An 18,228-nucleotide genomic window follows, 5' to 3' on the forward strand; every position below is an offset into this window, starting at 1 on the left:
GGCGCCACCCATCCTCATTCCAGCGAAAAGAGATAGGCCGCCATGGCCTGAGCGTCGGCAGGCGGCACCCCCATGGCAGGCATGGCGGTGCCGGGCACCAGGGCCTGAGGATCGGTGATCCAGCGTGCAAGCACATCGGGGAGGTTCTGCAGACGGCCTGCGATGTAGCTGCGCCGACTCCAGCCCCCGAGCGTTTGCGCCACGGTGCCGCGCGCAGCAGGAACGCCGGGGATGGCGTGGCAGGAGCTGCACTGGTACTGGGCGAGGAGCGCCTTGCCGCGTTCCACGCTGGTTTCGTGGGGCTGCGCATGCACCAAGCCCGCGAGCAGAGCGGGCAGCAGGGCAGGGGCCATCGACCATGCGCGGTGCACAAGGGGCTTGTTCAGCATGGCCCAAGACTCCATCGGCGCATTCTGACGCACGGGTTCTTGCAGGGCACCCAGAATGCAGCCAAATGTCCCGAGCCAAGTTGTTTCTGATCGTTGCTGCTGCGGCTGCCGGGCTGGCTGTGTCGGTCCTGGCAGGCGGCGTGCTGGTTGTCTATAGCGGGCTCTACGATGTGTCCGCCACGCGCCAGCATTGGCAGATCACCTATTCCGTGCTGGATACCGCCATGCGCCAGTCCGTGCGCCTGCGGGCCAGGAACGTCCAGGAGCCCCCGCTCGCCGACGAGCGCATGGCGCTGCGCGGCGCCGCATGCTTTCGCAGCAAGTGCGTGCAGTGCCATGGCGCGCCAGGCGTCGCCCAGGGCGATATCGGCCAGAGCATGCAGCCGCTGCCAGGCCCCTTGGTCGATGCCACGCAGCACTGGCGGCCGCGCGAACTGTACTGGCTGGTGCGCCATGGCCTCAAGATGACCGGCATGCCTGCCTGGGAACACCGGCTGGCCGATGGGGAGATATGGGCGCTGGTGGCCTTCATGCAGCGCCTGCCCGCGCTGAATGCCGCGGAATATGCCCAATGGCAGCAACGGGCGCAGGACGAAAGCGCTGTACCTGTGTGCGGCAGCCCAGCGGCGGCACCTCCGCCTGCACGGCCAGCAGACCTGCGGCGCGGGCAGCAGGCGCTCCACCAGCACGCATGCTCGGCTTGCCACAGCATCCCCGGGGTGACCGGAAGTCCTGCCTTCGTGGGCCCCCCACTCGACACGCTGGCGCGCCGCACGCTCATTGCGGGAACTCTGCCAATGTCCCAGGAGAATCTGGCCTTGTGGCTGATGCACACGCAGAAGGTGAAGCCAGGCACCGCCATGCCAGAGCTCGGCGTCGCGCCACAGGATGCCCGTGATATGGCCGCCTACCTGCTGTCGCTGCACTGAGCCCGCATGGGCAGACAAAGAAAAAAGCACGCTACCTCGGTTGACGCTGAGCATGCAACTGCATACTTCTGCGCAGTGGCTGCGGCGGACGAGGCATCGCTGGTGCTGCCGCCCCGTGTGGCGTGCTCGTCAAATGACGTCTAGCGCTGATGCGCGAGTGCAAAGCGGTAAACGCTGCTTTAGATGGCGAGGCGGGTGGGTGAGAGGGACATGTGGCGGTGCTCTTGGAGGGGACGACTGGGCAGTGGTTGCCGTAGAACACTTGTGCGTTATGCTTTTATGAAATAAAAAATTGCTTAATTCGATGTTTTTGCGTATAATTTCCTGGGATGCCACCCATCGTTTTGCTTAGGTGGTACTCGTCTGACAGCATATTGACCATCATCCGCTGCGATTCTTCTGAAAGTCTGCCGGCTGTCGCTCCCCTTGGCAGTAGGCCCTTTGTGGGCTCTCATCTCCTTTTCAGGATTCGCACACGTCTGTCCCTGTGTCATCGCGCAGCAGAACTTCTTCTTCTTTTTGATTAGCCTGATGGGACGCCGGGTGGCGAGGGCCTGTCAGTCCGAAATGCTCGAAAAACAATACACCGAGCGCGTTGGCGAATACATCGTCACACCGCTTACAAAACTTACCGATGCCGGTATTGCCGCTTCCGTTTCTATTCGCCGAGGAATGTACGACCGGATTTTCCGCTTCGTACCTCGCTTCACCTGCGATATCCAAGCAGTCCAGTATGCCCTGGCGCAGGGGCGAAGCATGGTGCAACTGAACCAATTGGGCTGATAAGCCCCTTCACCTTTAAGGAGTAACGTGGCCAAAGAAGAACTGATTGAAATGCAGGGGAAGATTGATGAGGTCCTGCCTGATGCACGCTACCGGGTGACTCTCGAAAACGGCCATCAGCTCATTGCATATACCGGTGGCAAGATGCGCAAATTCCGCATTCGCATCCTGGCGGGTGATCGTGTGACGCTTGAAATGTCGCCGTATGACCTCAGCAAAGGCCGGGTGACATTCCGTCACATCGAGAACAGGACGCGTACTAGCTCCCCTGTGCCACGTCGTAGGTGATCCCACTTTTCTCGTGGGAACTGGCTAGGATCGTGCCTGACCCACTACCCATGCAACATGGAGTGTCTCCTGGGTTTGAATAGAGCTTGAGTGAAGGTATCAGGGAGGGGCGCTGAAGGAGTGACCGCGCGCAGCCTCTTCGATGTCTCTATGCAAGGAAGGTAAGCTTTAGGTTCCGGAAAGCGTACGAAACCTCACCTACGAGGCCTCATTAGGTTCCACTTGCCGAAGGCAGCTCGACCATTGCGAGGCTTGGATGGCTGCCTTCGAAGAGCTTGGGGAGTCTGGCATACGTCAGAAATGTCTGAGGCTGTGTCGACAAATAGAAAAAAAGCCGACGCTATCTGTTTGATAGCGTCGGCTTTCGTTGTCTTGCGACTTGTATGTTGGTGGGCCCTGAAGGATTCGAACCTTCGACCAACGGATTAAGAGTCCGCTGCTCTACCAACTGAGCTAAGAGCCCGCTCTGTTCAGAGCTGCTGCGCTGCAGCACAGCTATGAATTATGCACTAATTTTTTAGGGCTCTGGCAAAGAGGCCACAAAAAATCACATCAGCAAGTGTTCGCCGGCGTTGTCCCCGCCCAGGATCACGTAGTTCACCTTGCGGATGTCCATGAGCTTCTTGCCGCCCGCGTAGCTGATGGAGCTCTGGATGTCCTGCTCCATCTCGACGAGCGTGTCGGCCAGCTTGCCCTTGATGGGCTCGAGGATGCGCTTGCCTTCCACGTGCTTGTATTCGCCCTTGTTGAAGTCCGAGGCCGAGCCGTAGTACTCCTTGTACAGCTCGCCGTCCACCTCGACGGTCTTGCCGGGCGATTCCTCGTGGCCGGCGAACAGCGAGCCCACCATGACCATGGTGGCGCCGAAGCGCACGCTCTTGGCGATATCGCCGTGGCTGCGGATGCCGCCGTCGGCGATGATGGGCTTGGTGGCCACGCGCGCGCACCACTTGAGCGCCGAGAGCTGCCAGCCGCCCGTGCCGAAGCCGGTCTTGAGCTTGGTGATGCACACCTTGCCGGGGCCGATGCCGACCTTGGTCGCGTCCGCGCCCCAGTTCTCCAGGTCGATCACGGCCTCGGGCGTGCCCACGTTGCCGGCGATCACGAAGGCTGCGGGAATCTTTTCCTTGAGGTAGCCGATCATGGCCTTCACGCTGTCGGCATGGCCATGGGCGATGTCGATGGTGATGTATTCGGGGCACAGGCCCTCGGCCACGAAGCGGTCCACGGTGTCGTAGTCGGGTTGCTTGACGCCCAGCGAGATCGAGGCGAAGCAGCCTTGCGCCTGCATGTCGCGCACGAACTGCACGTTGTCCAGGTCGAAGCGGTGCATCACGTAGAAGTAGCCGCTCTTCGCCAGGACGGTGCAGATCTTTTCGTCCACCACCGTCTTCATGTTGGCGGGCACGACCGGCAGCTTGAAGCTGCGGCCGCCCAGCTCCACGCTGGCGTCGCATTCCGAGCGGCTTTCCACGCGGCACTTGCGCGGCAGCAGCAGGATGTTGTCGTAATCGAAGATTTCCATGAGGTTCCAAGCTCCTGTGGGGGTCGCGCGCAAGGGATTTCGCGAGCGATGGGGCGCTTGGCTTGGCTCCGGTTCCTGGCCGCGCGGGCACAAAAAAACCGGGCGCAAGAAACTTGGGCCCGGTGATTGATTCTACCCGCGCGGCGCGGCGCCTGCCGTCAATGTCCCGCCGCGCAATGGGTTTGTGCGGCGGCCACCAGGCGGCCGGCCGGGTCGTGCACCCAGGCGGCCACGCGCAGCCGTTCGCGCCGGGCGCCCTCGGGAATGCCCATGGGGCGGATCTCCAGCCAGCCCTCTTGCTCCTGTTTCGGGAGCTGGTGGCGCTTGTCCAGCAAGCCCGAGAAGGCATTTCTGACGATATTCCTGGCCACAGGGCTGCCTTCCGCCCTGGCGGGCACGGCCTCCAGCATCAGCAGCGTGAGCTGGTATGAGGTGCCGCCTGGCGTGCGCGGCGGGATAAAGCGCAGGCTGGTGCCCAGGTAGTCCCCCACCGCCGGCCCCTGGGCCACGCGCAGCAGGGCCGGGGCGGGCAAGGGCGGCACGGCATCCACATGCGTGTCGGTGTGTGTGGGCAGGGGGCGGGCGATGGCCTGCAGCCGCTCAAGTGCGTCGCGCGTGGCGGCGGCAGACAGCGGCGCCTCGTCGCCCTGCGTGCCGGGCACGATCCAGTCGATCAGCAGCGCGGAAGGGCCTGGCGTGCGGGCTGCGGCGGGCTGTGCCCAGCAGGCCTCGCAGTCCGCGCTGAGGAAACGCTCGTACAGCGCTGCCACCGGCGGCTGGCCATCGCTGGAGCAGCCCGGCTGGGCATGCGCCCCGCCTGCACCGGCAGCCAGCGCGGCGGCAAGCAAGACGCGTGATGCGCGATAGGAGGGCCATGGCATGGCGCCATGTTCCCACATCCGCGCGGGGCGCGGCTGCTACTCGGGGCGCACGTTGGCGCGGCGCACCACCTCGCCGTAGGAGACGAGGCGCTCGGCCATCATCTTCTCGAACGCGGCGGGCGTCATTTCTTCCGGCGGGATCACGCCGCGGGTCTTGAGGTGCTCGACCATCGCAGGCTCGGTGGCGGCCGTGCGGATGGCCTTGTGGATCTTGGCCACGATGGCCGCCGGCGTGCCCGCGGGCGCGGCGATGCCGGTCCACGAGGTCAGGTTCAGGTCGGGGTGGCCCAGTTCCGCGAAGGTCGGCACGTCGGGCAGCTGGGGCACGCGCGTGGGCGCGACCACGGCCAGGGCGCGCAGCTTGCCGGCCTGGATGTGCGGCAGGAACACGACCAGGTTGTCCAGCACGAACTGCACCTCGTTGCTCAGCAGCGCGGTGACGTGCGGCGAGCCGCCGCGGTAGGGGATGTGCGTGGCCTTGGCGTTCGCCGCGAGCAGGAAGGCCTCGGCATTGAGCTGGCCCATGCTGCCCGCGCCCGCGCTGCCGAAATTGACCTGGCCGGGGCGCTCCTTCAGGTAGGCCACGAACTCGGCGAAGGTCTTGGCAGGCACGCTCGGGTGCACGGCCAGCACGTTGGGCTGGCGGCCGAGCATGGCGATGTTCTCGAAGTCCTTGATCGGGTCGTAGCCCAGGTTGGGCTGCACCAGCGGGTTGGCCAGGTGGCTGCTCTGCGACGAGACCACGAGCGTGTAGCCGTCGGCCTTGGCACGGGCCACGAACTGGGTGCCGATGGAGCCGCCGGCGCCGGGCTTGTTGTCCACCACCATGGGCACGCCGAGCAGGCGGCCCAGCGATTCGGTGTACATGCGCGCCATCACGTCCACCGGGCCTCCGGGTGGGAAGGGCACGACCAGGGTGATGGGGCGCGTAAGGTACTTGTCGTCGGCGGCCCAGGCGGCCAGGGCCATGCCGGCGCCGAGCATCTGGCGGCGCGTGGCTACGGAGGTGTCAACGGAGTGCATGTGAGGTGCGGACATGGTGAAAAGGGAAATGGAAGGGGGCGTGCCGGTTTCAGTCCAGCGCCAGCAGCGTGAGCGCCAGCGCCTGTGCGCGCGGCACGAAGGTGGACAGGTCGCAGAACTCGCGCTCGCTGTGGGCGTAGCCGCCCATGGGCCCCAGCGCGCACAGCGAGGGGATGCCCATGGACGAGGTGATGCCGCTGTCGGCCGCGCCGCCGGTGAATTCGTCCTCCACGGCGAAGCCCACCTGCGCTGCGCTGGTAGGCCTGCAGCAGGGCGTCGCCATGGGCAGCGTGCCGGTCTGGGCCACGATGCGGCCGCTGGTGCGCGGCAGCGACTCTTCTTCCACGATGGCGCGGATGCGCGCCAGGATGGCGTCCAGGTCGTTTTCGGCCGTGTAGCGCAGATCCAGGTGCGTGCGCGCCAGCGGTGCGACCACGTTGGAGGCCATGCCGCCCTGCACGAAGCCCACGTTCAGCGTCACGCCGGGCTGTGAATCGGTCAGCGCGTGCAGCGCGACGATCTTGCACGTCAGCGCGTCGATGGCGCTCGCGCCCTGCGCGGGGTTGATACCCGCGTGCGCGTTCGACTCCTACACCGCCGCGTTCTTCCTGGGCAACGCGCTGGTGTCGGCCGTGGCGCAGCTGCGGCATGGCGAAGTGGCGCAGACCCTCCAGCGGCGCGACGCGCTGTGGAAGCGCTTCGAGACCGACGCCGTGGATGGGCTGCGCACGGCGGCGCCCGCGCGGCGCAGGCGCTGACGTGCACAATCGCCGCATGTCCCCTCTCGCCCCGTTTTCCGACGCCCAGTCGCCCCTGCTGCACAACCTCAACCCCGAACAGCTCGCAGCCGTCACCCTACCCGCCGGCCATGCGCTGATCCTGGCGGGTGCGGGCTCTGGCAAGACGCGCGTGCTCACCACGCGCATCGCCTGGCTGCTGCAAAGCGGCCATGCCACGCCGGGCGGCATCCTGGCCGTCACCTTCACCAACAAGGCGGCCAAGGAGATGCTCACGCGCCTGTCGGCCCTGCTGCCCATCAACGTGCGCGGCATGTGGATCGGCACCTTCCACGGCCTGTGCAACCGCATGCTGCGCGCGCACCACAAGCTGGCGGGGCTGCCGCAGTCGTTCCAGATCCTGGACACGCAGGACCAGCTCTCGGCCGTCAAGCGCCTCTGCAAGCAGTTCAACGTCGACGAGGAGCGCTTTCCGCCCAAGCAGCTCACCTGGTTCATCGGCGGCTGCAAGGAGGAGGGCCTGCGCCCGCGCGACGTGGAGGCGCGCGACGCCGACACGCGCAAGAAGGTGGAGCTGTACCAGCTCTACGAGGAGCAGTGCCAGCGCGAAGGCGTGGTGGACTTCGGCGAGCTGATGCTGCGCAGCTTCGAGCTGCTGCGCGACAACGACCCGGTGCGCGCGCACTACCAGCGGCGCTTCCAGCACATCCTGGTGGACGAGTTCCAGGACACCAACAAGCTGCAGTACGCCTGGCTCAAGCAGCTCGCGGGCGACGTGGTGGACGGCACGCTGGTCACGCAAGGCAGCGTGATCGCCGTGGGCGACGACGACCAGAGCATCTACGCCTTCCGCGGCGCGCGCGTGGGCAACATGCAGGACTTCGTGCGCGAGTTCGCCGTGCAGCGCCAGATCAAGCTGGAGCAGAACTACCGCAGCTACAGCAACATCCTCGATTCGGCCAACGCGCTGATCGCCCACAACAGCCGCCGCCTGGGCAAGAACCTGCGCACCACGCAGGGCCCGGGCGAACCCGTGCGCGTCTACGAGGCCAGCAGCGACCTGGCCGAGGCGCAGTGGATGGTGGACGAGATCAAGCAGCTCGTGCGCGAGGGCGACATGGCGCGCAGCGAGATCGCCGTGCTCTACCGCAGCAACGCGCAAAGCCGCGTGATCGAATCGGCGCTGTTCAACGCCAGCGTGCCCTACCGTGTCTACGGCGGCCTGCGCTTCTTCGAGCGCGCCGAGATCAAGCACGCGCTGGCCTACCTGCGCCTGCTGGAGAACCCGCACGACGACACCAGCTTCCTGCGCGTGGTGAACTTCCCCGCGCGCGGCATCGGCGCGCGCACGCTGGAGACGCTGCAGGACGCGGCGCGCACCAGCGGCTGCTCGCTGCACGACGCGGTGAGCGCCGTGCCCGGCAAGGCCGGGGCCAATCTGGGCGCTTTCGTCGCGCTGGTCGACGTGATGCGCGAGCAGACGCAGGGCCAGACGCTGCGCGGCATCATCGGGCAGATGCTCGAAGCCAGCGGCCTCGTCGAGCACTACCGCAACGAGAAGGAAGGCGCCGACCGGCTGGAGAACCTGGACGAACTGGTGAATGCCGCCGAGAGTTTCGTCACTCAGGAAGGCTTCGGCAAGGACGCCGTGGCTCTGCCGATCGATGAGCAGCGCCCGCTGACCCAAAGCCCCGCGAGCCAGGGGCTCGATCCCGATGCGCCGCTGCTGAACGCGCCCGGCATCGTGGACGCCGACACCGGCGAAACCCTCTCGCCACTGGCCGCCTTCCTGACTCACGCTGCGCTCGAAGCTGGCGACAACCAGGCCCAGGCCGGGCAGGACGCGGTGCAGCTCATGACCGTGCACGCCAGCAAGGGCCTGGAGTTCGACTGCGTGTTCATCGGCGGCATGGAAGAAGGCCTGTTCCCGCACGAGAACGCCATGAGCGACCGCGATGGCCTGGAGGAAGAGCGCCGACTGATGTACGTGGCCATCACCCGCGCGCGCAAGCGCCTGTACCTGAGCCACTCGCAGACGCGCATGCTGCATGGGCAGACGCGCTACAACGTCAAGAGCCGCTTCTTCGACGAGCTGCCCGAGGAAGCGCTCAAGTGGCTCACGCCCAAGCAGCCGGGGTTCGGTTCTTTTGCTCCCAATTCAGGAGCTGGTGGCGCTTATCAGTCAAGCGCTGGAGGCCGATTCGGCTTCAAGTCCGAGAATTTTTCCAGCCCGCCCGTGCCGCCGCGCAAGGAGGAGCCCTCGCACGGCCTGCGCGTGGGCCTGGCGGTGTTCCACACCAAGTTCGGCGAAGGCAAGGTGCTGGCCATCGAAGGCGCAGGCCCCGACGCGCGCGCGCAGGTGAACTTCCCGCGCCACGGGACCAAATGGCTGGCGCTGTCGGTGGCCAAGCTCACCGTGGTGGACTGAGCGCTTCCAGCAGCACCTCGATGGGATGCCGCAGCCGCTGGCCGCGCAGGCGGGCCGTCTGGCTGCGGCAGGAATAGCCCGTCGCCAGCAGTTCGCCGCCGTCGGCTGGCGCATCGAGCAGCCGTCCCCACGATTGTTCGAAAATGGTTTTCGACATCGCCAGATTGCGCGACTCATGGCCGTAGGTGCCCGACATGCCGCAGCAGCCGCTGGCTTGCATTCGCAGTGCCAGGCCCGCGAGAGCGAACACCTGCGGCCACTGGGCGGTGCTGTGGGGCGCCGTGGTCTTCTCCGTGCAATGCGCGAGCAGCCGGTATTGCGGCACTGGCGCCTGCAAAGAAGCCGCCGCCGGGCGCGGGCGCAGTGCCTGGATCAGCCACTCCTGCGGCAGCAGTACCTGAGGAACGGCTGCTTCCACCTGCAGGTACTCCTGGCGGTAGACCAGCGTCATGGCCGGGTCCAGCCCCACGAGGGGAATGCCGCTCGCGGCCAGCGCTCGGAGCTGGTCCGCATTGCGCCGGGCCGCACGCTCGAAGGGCTGCAGGAACCCTTGCGCATGCAGCGGCTTTCCGTTCGGCCGGAAGGGCGCCAGGTACACCGTGTATCCCAGGTGGGCGGCCAGCTCGATGAACGCTGCCCAGAGTGGTGTCTCGAACCAGCGTGTGAACGCATCCTGCACCAGGACTATGCTGCGCGCGCGCTCTTGCGCGGGCAGCGCGGCCAGGGTGGCGGGCGACGCGGTGCGTACATCCAGGCGCCGCAGCGTGGTGTGGAGGTCGAAGCGAGCCAGCAGCGGGCTGTCGACCATGCCGGCATGCCGCGCGAGCCAGCTGCCTAGCCGAGGGTGGCCCATCAGGCCGTTGTAGAGGCGGGGTGCGCGGGCCAGCCAAGGGATGGTGAATTCGAGCGAGCCGATGAGATAGTCCTTGAGCGGACGCAGGTAGCGGGCGTGGTAGTGCTCCAAGAAGCGAGACCGGAATTCAGGCACGCTCACCTTCACCGGGCACTGCCCGGCGCACGACTTGCAGGCCAGGCAGCCAGCCATGGCTTCGTAGACCTCGTGCGAGAAGTCGTCTCGCTGGCGCGGGTCCCTGCTGTTGCGCCAGCGCCGGGGCAGCCCGCCCAGGAAGGCCAACGCTCCGGAGCCGGGACGGCGCAGCACGTCGATGCCCGCCGCGTTCTGCAGGCGCAGCCATTCGCGCAGAAGCGAGGCGCGGCCCTTGGGGGAGTGGCGGCGTTCGCGCGTGCCTTTCCATGACGGGCACATCGCATCGTCGGGGTCGAAGTTGTAGCAGGCGCCGTTGCCGTTGCAGTGCATCGCCGTGCCGTGGCTGCGCCAGACACGCTCGTCGATCGTGCGATCCGCTTCGCCGCGCGTCGCGACGCCATCGATCCGCAGCAAGGCTGCATCCGGCGTGGTGGCCGGCGTGGCGATTTTCCCGGGGTTGAGCTGGTTGTGAGGGTCGAAGGCTGCCTTGAGCTGCTGCAGCGCTGGATAGAGCGGGCCGAAGAACTGCGGGGCGTATTCGCTGCGCACGCCCTTGCCGTGCTCGCCCCACAGAAGTCCGCCGTGTTTCTGCGTGAGGGCCACGACGCCGTCGGAAATGGTGCGCACCTTGGCGGCCTGGGCGGGGTCCTTCATGTCCAGCGCGGGCCGCACGTGCAGCACGCCGGCGTCCACGTGGCCGAACATGCCGTAGGACACACCGTGCGCATCGAGCAGGGCACGGAATTCGGCGATGTAGTCTGCCAGGCGCTCGGGCGGCACCACGGTGTCCTCGACAAAGGGCTGTGGCCGCGCTTCGCCCTGCACGTTGCCCAGCAATCCCACGGCGCGCTTGCGCATTGCATAGACCTTCTCGACTGCGGCATGGCCATTGGCCAGCGTGTGGCCGAGGCGGCAGACGCCGGCGTCGGTCTTGAGATGCTCCGCGAAGGCTGCTACGCGCGCGTCGACTTCGCCGGGGTCGTCGCCGCTGAATTCCACGAGGTTGATGCCGCGCGTGTCCGCATCGGGGGACTGGGGAAAGTAGGCCTCCACCTGGCCCCAGACGATGTCCTGCATGGCCAGCAGCAGCACCTTGGAGTCGACGGTCTCGATCGAGAGCGGCCGGTGCGCCATCAGGGCCTGTGCATCGCGCAGCGCATCCATGAAGGACGCATAGCGGATGTTGACGAGCACGGCATAGCGTGGAATCGGCAGGACGTTGAGCTCGGCCTCCACCACGAAACCGAGCGACCCTTCGGCACCGCAAAGCACGCTGTTGAGGTTGAAGCGGCCGTCGGGCTCGCGCAGATGGGCCAGGTCGTAACCCGTGAGGCAACGGTTGAGCCGGGGGAATTTGGCTTCGATCAAGGCACCCTGGGTTCGGGCAATGCCGTCTGCGCAGCGGTGCACCTCGCCGACCCGATCCGTGCGTGCCTGCCTGGCGTGCAGTTCTGCCGGATCCAGCGCCTGGCTCTCGAAGCGTTCGCCGCCGAGCAGGATGCAGTCGAGCGCCAGCACGTGATCGCGGGTCTTGCCATAGGTGCAACTGCCCTGGCCGCTGGCGTCCGTGGCGATCATCCCGCCAATGGTGGCCCGGTTGCTGGTGGAGAGTTCGGGCGCGAAGAAAAGCCCATGCGGCTTGAGCGCCGCATTGAGCTGGTCCTTCACCACGCCTGCTTCCACCCGCACGCGACGCCTGGCTGCATCGACGTGCAGGATGCGGTTCATGTGGCGGGACAGATCCACCACGATGCCATCCGTCAGCGACTGCGCGTTGGTGCCGGTGCCGCCACCGCGCGGCGTGAGCACGATGCGCCGGTGGGGCGGCTGCGCGGCGAGCCGTGCCAGCAGGGCGACGTCGGCGGCATGGCGGGGAAACACCACGGCCTGCGGCAGGCGCTGGTAGAGGGAGTTGTCGGTCGAGAGCACGACGCGGTCGGCATACCGGGCGCTGATGTCTCCTGCAAAGCCTTCGTCCGCGAGCGCTTGCAGGAAATCGCGGTAGATCGATGCGGTCGTGGCGGGCGGTGGAACGTGGGCGATCATCGGTGGTGGGAGGGGGCGCAGTTTCACGCCATCGTGTAGGCCGTCTTCACCGTAGTGAAGAATTCCTGGGCATAGCGTCCTTGTTCGCGCGAGCCGTAGCTCGATCCTTTGCGCCCGCCAAAGGGCACGTGGTAGTCCACCCCTGCAGTGGGCAGGTTGACCATCACCATGCCGGCCTGGGCGTGGCGCTTGAAATGCGTGGCGTGCTTGAGGCTGGTCGTGGCGATGCCGGCCGACAGGCCGAACTCCGTGTCGTTGGCGACGGCCAGGGCTTCGTCGTAGTCGCGGACACGGATGACGCTCGCCACAGGGCCAAAGACTTCCTCTCGGTTGATCCGCATGGCGGGCGCCGTATCCGTGAACAGCGTGGGTGCAATGAAATAGCCCACCTTGCCACTGCCGGTATGGCATGCCACCCGCGCGCCACCGGCCGCCAGCGTGGCGCCCTCGTCTTGCGCGATGCCGATGTAGCGCAAGTCCTGCTCCAGCTGCGCTTCGCTGGCAGCGGGGCCGATGTCTGTTCCTGTCGCCAGCGCATCACCGATCTGTAGGCGGGACATGCGTGCCGCGAGGGCCGCGACGAAGCGGTCGTGGATGCCTTCCGTGACGATGAGCCGGCTGGAGGCGGTGCAGCGCTGCCCCGTGGAGAAAAAGCGCTCTGCGCACAGAGTTCCACCGCTGGCTCCAGGGCGGCATCGTCGAGCACCACCTGTGGGTTCTTGCCGCCCATTTCGAGCTGCACCTTCTTGCCCTGCTGCGCGCATTGGACGGCGATGCGGTTGCCCACCTCGACCGATCCGGTAAAGCTCACGGCCGCGATACCGGGATGGGTGACGAGCGGGTCTCCGATCACGCTGCCGCGCCCCATGACCAGGTTGAACACCCCGGGCGGGATGCCGCTGCGGTGGACGATCTCGGCCAGCGCCCAGGCGCAGGCTGGAACGAGGTCGGCCGGCTTGAACACGACGCAGTTGCCGAAGGCCAGCGCGGGGGCGATCTTCCAGGCCGGAATGGCCATGGGAAAGTTCCACGGCGTGACGATGCCGATCACGCCGAGGGGCTCGCGCGTGACTTCCACGCCGACTCCGGGGCGCACCGAGGGCAGCGTGTCGCCCGCCAGCCGCAGGCATTCGCCGGCGAAGAAACGGAATATGTTGCCCGCGCGGGTGACTTCGGCGATGGCTTCGGAGCGCGTCTTGCCTTCCTCGCGCGCCAGCAGGGTGCCCAGTTCCTCCTTGCGCGCCAGGATCTCCGCGCCGATGCGGTCCAGGGCATCGCTGCGCGCCTGGATGCCGCCCGTGGACCATGCGGGGAAAGCCGCCTCGGCGGCTGCCACCGCCGCGTCGAGCTGGGCTGCATCGGCCTGCGCGAACTCGCCGATCGTGTCCGTGGGGTCGGACGGGTTGCGGTTGAGCCCGTACCGTGCGCCGGCCACCCACGCGCCGGCGATGAGGTTTTCGTAAGGCATGTTCAGCTCACCGGCGTCAGGAGGGGTTGGCCGGCGAAGTGCCGCTCGGCGTTTTCCAGGAAGCGGACCACCGAAGCATGGATGGCCTGCGGCGAAATGCCTCCGATGTGGGGTGTCAGCACCGCGTTCTCGAACCCGAGCAGGGCAGCGGGAGGCGTGGGCTCGTTCTCGTAGCAATCCAGTGCCGCAGCCCAGATGCGCTGCTCGCCCAGGGCGTCCGCCACGGCCTGGGTATCGACCAGCGTGCCGCGTGCCACGTTGACGAGGACGCCTTGCGGCCCCAGCGCGTCCAGCACCTCGCGGTTGACGACGTGGTAGGTGTCCTTGCCGCCCGGGGCGGCGATGACCAGGAAGTCGCACCAGCGGGCCAGGCCCACGATGTCGTCGAACCAGCGGTAGCCTGTTTCGTCGCGGCGCGTGCGGCTGTGGTAGCCGATCTCCATGTCGAAGCCCGAGGCCCGCCTGGCCACCTGCTTGCCGATGGCGCCGAGTCCGAAGATGCCCATCTTGCGGCCCGAGACGTGCGGAGGCCTTGGAATGTCGTCGCGCCACAGTCCGTGGCGTACACCGCTGTTCAGGAAGGGGACGCGCCGGACGGCCGCCAGGAGGATGGCCATGGCATGGTCGGCCACGGCCGCGTCGTTGGTGCCCGCGGCATTGCATACGGGAATGCCGCGGGCACGCGCTGCCCGCAGGTTCACGTTTTCGTATCCCACGCCGACGGTGCAGATGAGCTCCAGCGCAGGCAGGGCGGCGATTTCCTCGGCGAGCAGGCCGTTGGTGCCGTTGGTCAGCACCACGCGGATGTCCTGGCCGCGCGCGGCGATCTGGGCGGCGCCGTTGGAGCGGTCGGCGCCCAGGTTCTCGTTGGGCGCATAGATCATGTCGAAGCGCTCCGCAACGAGGGCGCGGTGCTCTTCGGAGAGGTAGACGAGAACGAGAAGCAGGGGTTTCATCGTGCAGGAAAGAAAGGAAAGACGCAGGCCCGCCGGGAACGGCGGGAGAAGAACGGACTTGGGCAGCGCTGATGCGTGGAGCTAGTCCACCTTTGCGCCGGAGAGCCTGACCAGCTTGCCCCATTTGTCGATTTCGCTGGCCAGCACGGTCTTGAACTCGCCAGGCGAACTGCCCACGGGCACCGAACCCTGCTCGGTGAAGGTCTTGCGCAGCCCTGGCTCCTGCGTGACCTTCTGGATGGCAGCGGCCAGCTTGTCGACGATGGCAGCCGGCGTGCCGGCCGGCGCAAACACCCCGTTCCAGAGGACGACTTCGTAGCCGGAGAGCACTTCACCCACCGCGGGGACGGCGGGCAGGCGGGGCGAGCGCTCCCCGGTCGTGACGGCCAGTGCCCGGAGCTTGCCGCCGTCGATATAGGGCAGCACTTCCACCAGCGGCGCAAAGACGGCCTGGATCTGCCCGGCCAGCAGGTCGGTGTTGGCCGGAGCGCCGCCCTTGTAGGGCACGTGCGTCATTTCACCGGCTGCCATGCTGTTGAAGAGCGCGCCCGACAGGTGCTGCGAGCTGCCGTTGCCGGCCGATCCGAAGTTGACGGGCCCCTTCTTCTCGCGCACGTAGCCCACGAATTCCGCCAGGGTCTTGGCCGGGATATCGTTGTTCACCACGAGCACGTTCGGGATCAGCGCCACCTGGGACACCGGCACCAGGTCCTTGCGCAGATCGAAGCCCATGTTCTTGTAGAGCGAAACGTTGGTCGCGATGGTGCTGGTGGCCAGCAGCAGCGTGTAGCCGTCGGGCTGGGACTTTGCGACGAAGGCACTGCCGATGTTGCTGCCGGCGCCGGCGCGGTTGTCGATGACCACGGGCTGGCCCAACACCTTGCCCAGCCGTTCGGCGACCATGCGCGCGGTGGCATCGGTGCTCCCGCCGGCCGCGAAGGGCACCACCAGCGTGATGGGGCGCTCGGGCCACTCGGCTCCATGCGCGAGGGCGCCGGACAGCAGTGCCGTGGCGGCCAGTGCCTTGATGAATGTGAGTCGTTTCATGGATGTCTCCTTTCCTTTTGGTCTTTTCGGGGGCGGCTCGGGGCGGGCGTGTGAGCCCGCTCCCTGGCGGTTCTTCAGCGCTGGCCGTCGCCGACCGCGATCTGGTTTGCGCGCAGGCCGCCCAGGCGCTCGTGCACGCGGGTGCCGGTGGACATCACCAGCGCGTAGAGCAGTTCGTCCGGGCGGGGACCATCGATGACGCCCACGTCCAGCGTGCTGAAATGGCTGCGCACATAGCAGGCCTCGATGTGGTGCAGGGGGATGGGCAGGCGCGTGCCTGCGGTGGCAACCACCTTGGCGGCGGGCACGATCGACTTCGCCTTGGGCAGGTACGAGCGCATGGGCCAGCCGCCGGCGATGTGCCAGATCGCGCCATGTTCGAGTTCGCCGTTGAGGCCGACGATGGCGCCTTTGCCGTAGGCCTGGATGTTGTCGGCGCCGCCGAGGGCCGCGATCAGCTCCGGGATGATTTCGTTGGCCATCTTCGTCGCGTCGTCAACGAAGGGCTGGAGGTCCTCGACGTAGCGGCCGGCGTAGGGGTTTTGGAGGACCACGGCGATGGAGCCCATCTTGATGGGCTCGTCGCGCACGGGGCCGCCCTCGTGGTAGATGTTTTCGACGTTGAGCAGTTTCTTGCGGATCTTGACCAAGGACATGGAGGGCTCCTGTAGATGAAGTGGTAAGGGAAGAAAAGAGGACGGGCGGTTATTGCGGTTCCAGCCCCGCGTTGCGGAAGACCTGGGCCCACTTGGCGATGTCGCCGGCGATGAGGCGGCCGAATGCCTCTGCGGACGAAGGCGTAGCGGTCAGGCCCGCGGTCTCGAAGCGTTTCTTGACGGCGGGATCGGCCAGCACGTCCTGCAGTGCTTCATTGACGCGCTGGACGATGGGCACCGGCATGCCTGCGGGCCCGGCCATGCCGAACCAGACCGTGAGGTCGTATTCGGGCAGCCCGGCTTCGGCCAGCGATGGGACCTCGGGAGCGAGGGGCGAGCGGGTACGGGAGGTCACGCCCAGCGCCGTGACCCGGCCGGCGCGTGCCTGCTGCAAGCCGTTGACGAGGTCGGCGATGGTGAAGTGGATGACACCGCCCACCAGGTCCGTCATGGCTTGCGGAACGCCCTTGTAGGGCACCGCCAGGGCCTGGAACTTGCCCATGGAGACGACCTGGGCCGCGCACAGCTGCGAACTGCCCGAGCCGTAGCCGTACGAGAGCTTGCCGGGGTTGGCGCGGCCATAGTCCACGAGCTCCTGCAGGTTCTTGACCGGCAGGGACTTGCTGGCCACGAGCATGAACGGCGCATCGGCGATCGTGCCGACGGGCGTGAAGTCCCTGCGTGGGTCGTAGGGCAGCGACTTGAAGGCGCTGACGTTGCTGGCACCCGTGCTCACACCCACCATGAACAACGTGTAGCCGTCGGGCGCGGCCTTGACCGCGGACGCCGTGCCGACGATGCCGTTGGCGCCCGCCTGGTTGTCGATCACGACGGGTTGGCCCAGCCGCGCCGCCATGCCGTCACCCAGTGCCCGGGCAACCACGTCGGTGATGCTGCCGGCGGGGAAGGGCACCACGAGGCGGATGGGTTTTTCGGGATAGGCCGCGAGGGCGCAGAAAGGCAGCGCGCACAGCAGCGCTGCAACGAGTCGTCGCTTCATGTCGTGTCTCCTTCGGAATGTTGTGGAGGGGCGCTGCCGCACTCCTCTCGGGATCGATCAGGCCGGGCTGCTGCCTAACTGCACGCCCGCCCATTGCTCGATGTGGCGGATGGGGTAGACGTTGTCCTTGCCGCCGTCGCCCTGCGAGATCGCGAAGGCGAGGAACTGCCGTGCGGCGGGGTTCACCTGCATCGGGACGCCGAGCTTCTCGGCCTCGTCCATGCACATCTTCACGTCCTTGTGCAGCAGCTCGGTGGTGAAGCGCAGGGGGAAGCTGCGGTCGAGCACGCACTGGGGGATGCGTTCCAGGGTGGCGAAGGAGCGGCCGCTGGAGACGTTGATGACGTCCAGCATGGTCTTGGGGGCCAGGCCGGCCTTGACGCCGTAGACCAGCGCCTCGCAACTGGCCACCATGCTGGTGGCGTAGAGCGTGTTGTTGATGATCTTCACGGTCTGGCCCAGGCTCGGGTCCGCGCCCAGGTAGAAGACGTTCTTGCCCAGCACGCGCAGCAGCGGCTCGACGGCCTGGTAGGTGGCTTCGGGGCCGGCGGCCATCACGGCGAGCGTGCCTTTCTCCGCCGCCACGGTGCCACCGCTGACCGGGGCGCCGACAAGGGCAATGCCGCGTGCGCCCAGCAGTGCGGCGATCTCATGCGTGGCCGAGGGGCCGGTTGTTGAAAGGTCGACCACGGTCTTCACGGCGCTGCCCTGGGCCACCTCGGCGGCCACTTCGGCCACGATGCGCGGCAGGGGCAGGCACAGCAGCACGGTGTCGACCTGCGAGGCGAGTTCGCGAGCGCTGGGGGCGATGCTCGCGCCCTGGGCGGCCAGCCGCTGCTGTGCGGCGGGGTTGCTGTCGTGCACCACCAGGGCATGGCCCGCAGCCAGGAGGCGCGTTGCGAAATGGATGCCGATGTTGCCGACGCCGATGAGTCCGATCTTCATGGTGGATGCAGTCTCCTGTTGAGGGTTTGGAGCACCGTGGCGAAGGCCCAGTGCATGGACTGCGATCCTAGGAGCCGGCGTATACCGTGGCGAGTGCTGTTTCGGGGATGGGATATAGCTTTGTGTTAATCCCTCCCGG

The 18,228-nt window shown here is 66.8% G+C and carries 14 protein-coding genes, 1 tRNA gene and 3 pseudogenes; 5 read left to right on the forward strand and 13 right to left on the reverse strand.

Annotation, left to right across the window (positions count from 1 at the left end; translation table 11 throughout):
- Positions 1 to 14: 14 nt before the first annotated feature.
- A complete protein-coding gene (locus AAG689_RS02905; RefSeq protein ID WP_406624685.1) occupies positions 15 to 389 on the reverse strand; it encodes a c-type cytochrome in 375 nt (124 codons plus the stop codon).
- 65 nt (positions 390 to 454) lie between these two features.
- On the opposite strand from AAG689_RS02905, the gene AAG689_RS02910 reads away from it, so the two are divergent.
- The 3 genes from AAG689_RS02910 (at position 455) to infA (ending at position 2,389) form a co-directional block, all read left to right on the forward strand.
- The gene (locus tag AAG689_RS02910) at positions 455 to 1,318 is read left to right on the forward strand and encodes a c-type cytochrome (protein ID WP_406624686.1); all 864 of its coding nucleotides are present in this window, start codon (positions 455 to 457) and stop codon (positions 1,316 to 1,318) included.
- Positions 1,319 to 1,885: 567 nt separating this feature from the next.
- On the forward strand, positions 1,886 to 2,101 hold the full coding sequence (locus AAG689_RS02915; RefSeq protein ID WP_406626272.1) for a hypothetical protein: 216 nt from the start codon (positions 1,886 to 1,888) through the stop codon (positions 2,099 to 2,101).
- A gap of 27 nt (positions 2,102 to 2,128) precedes the next feature.
- Entirely contained in the window at positions 2,129 to 2,389 is a 261-nt protein-coding gene (gene infA, locus AAG689_RS02920) for a translation initiation factor IF-1 (RefSeq protein WP_024001837.1), read from the forward strand.
- 387 nt (positions 2,390 to 2,776) lie between these two features.
- Here infA and AAG689_RS02925 read toward each other — a convergent pair.
- The 5 genes and pseudogenes from AAG689_RS02925 to AAG689_RS02945 form a co-directional block, all read right to left on the reverse strand.
- A tRNA-Lys gene (locus AAG689_RS02925) sits at positions 2,777 to 2,852 on the reverse strand.
- A gap of 84 nt (positions 2,853 to 2,936) precedes the next feature.
- A complete protein-coding gene (locus AAG689_RS02930) occupies positions 2,937 to 3,914 on the reverse strand; it encodes a GMP reductase (RefSeq protein WP_406624687.1) in 978 nt (325 codons plus the stop codon).
- A gap of 158 nt (positions 3,915 to 4,072) precedes the next feature.
- Entirely contained in the window at positions 4,073 to 4,795 is a 723-nt protein-coding gene (locus AAG689_RS02935) for a hypothetical protein (RefSeq protein ID WP_406624688.1), read from the reverse strand.
- Between the two features lie 36 nt (positions 4,796 to 4,831).
- A complete protein-coding gene (locus AAG689_RS02940; RefSeq protein ID WP_406624689.1) occupies positions 4,832 to 5,833 on the reverse strand; it encodes a tripartite tricarboxylate transporter substrate binding protein BugE in 1,002 nt (333 codons plus the stop codon).
- Positions 5,834 to 5,867: 34 nt separating this feature from the next.
- A pseudogene (locus AAG689_RS02945) lies at positions 5,868 to 6,398 on the reverse strand (peptidase dimerization domain-containing protein); the annotation flags it as partial.
- On the opposite strand from AAG689_RS02945, the pseudogene AAG689_RS02950 reads away from it, so the two are divergent.
- Positions 6,391 to 6,576, forward strand: a pseudogene (locus AAG689_RS02950) (RpiR family transcriptional regulator); the annotation flags it as partial. The pseudogenes AAG689_RS02945 and AAG689_RS02950 overlap by 8 nt on opposite strands.
- 16 nt (positions 6,577 to 6,592) lie before the next feature.
- Positions 6,593 to 8,983, forward strand: a complete 2,391-nt coding sequence (locus tag AAG689_RS02955; protein ID WP_406624690.1) for a UvrD-helicase domain-containing protein — start codon at positions 6,593 to 6,595, stop codon at positions 8,981 to 8,983.
- On the opposite strand, the gene AAG689_RS02960 is transcribed toward AAG689_RS02955, so the two are convergent.
- The 7 genes and pseudogenes from AAG689_RS02960 to AAG689_RS02990 all read right to left on the reverse strand — a co-directional run bounded on the left by AAG689_RS02960 (position 8,967) and on the right by AAG689_RS02990 (position 18,203).
- The gene (locus AAG689_RS02960; RefSeq protein ID WP_406624691.1) at positions 8,967 to 12,017 is read right to left on the reverse strand and encodes an FAD-binding and (Fe-S)-binding domain-containing protein; all 3,051 of its coding nucleotides are present in this window, start codon (positions 12,015 to 12,017) and stop codon (positions 8,967 to 8,969) included. The two genes, AAG689_RS02955 and AAG689_RS02960, sit on opposite strands and share 17 nt — an antisense overlap.
- A 23-nt stretch (positions 12,018 to 12,040) precedes the next feature.
- Positions 12,041 to 13,485: pseudogene (locus AAG689_RS02965) on the reverse strand (aldehyde dehydrogenase family protein).
- A gap of 2 nt (positions 13,486 to 13,487) precedes the next feature.
- A complete protein-coding gene (locus AAG689_RS02970) occupies positions 13,488 to 14,441 on the reverse strand; it encodes a 2-hydroxyacid dehydrogenase (RefSeq protein ID WP_406624692.1) in 954 nt (317 codons plus the stop codon).
- 81 nt (positions 14,442 to 14,522) lie between these two features.
- Positions 14,523 to 15,488 carry a tripartite tricarboxylate transporter substrate binding protein gene (locus AAG689_RS02975; RefSeq protein ID WP_406624693.1) on the reverse strand — a complete coding sequence of 322 codons (966 nt, stop codon included), beginning with the start codon at positions 15,486 to 15,488 and terminating at the stop codon, positions 14,523 to 14,525.
- Between the two features lie 74 nt (positions 15,489 to 15,562).
- On the reverse strand, positions 15,563 to 16,144 hold the full coding sequence (locus AAG689_RS02980) for an amino acid synthesis family protein (RefSeq protein WP_406624694.1): 582 nt from the start codon (positions 16,142 to 16,144) through the stop codon (positions 15,563 to 15,565).
- Between the two features lie 49 nt (positions 16,145 to 16,193).
- On the reverse strand, positions 16,194 to 17,144 hold the full coding sequence (locus AAG689_RS02985; RefSeq protein ID WP_406624695.1) for a Bug family tripartite tricarboxylate transporter substrate binding protein: 951 nt from the start codon (positions 17,142 to 17,144) through the stop codon (positions 16,194 to 16,196).
- A 57-nt stretch (positions 17,145 to 17,201) separates the two neighbouring features.
- The gene (locus AAG689_RS02990; RefSeq protein WP_406626273.1) at positions 17,202 to 18,203 is read right to left on the reverse strand and encodes an NAD(P)-dependent oxidoreductase; all 1,002 of its coding nucleotides are present in this window, start codon (positions 18,201 to 18,203) and stop codon (positions 17,202 to 17,204) included.
- Between the last annotated feature and the right edge of the window lie 25 nt (positions 18,204 to 18,228).

The organism is Acidovorax sp. SDU_ACID1 (genome assembly GCF_045291395.1).
Taxonomy (GTDB): domain Bacteria; phylum Pseudomonadota; class Gammaproteobacteria; order Burkholderiales; family Burkholderiaceae_C; genus MR-S7.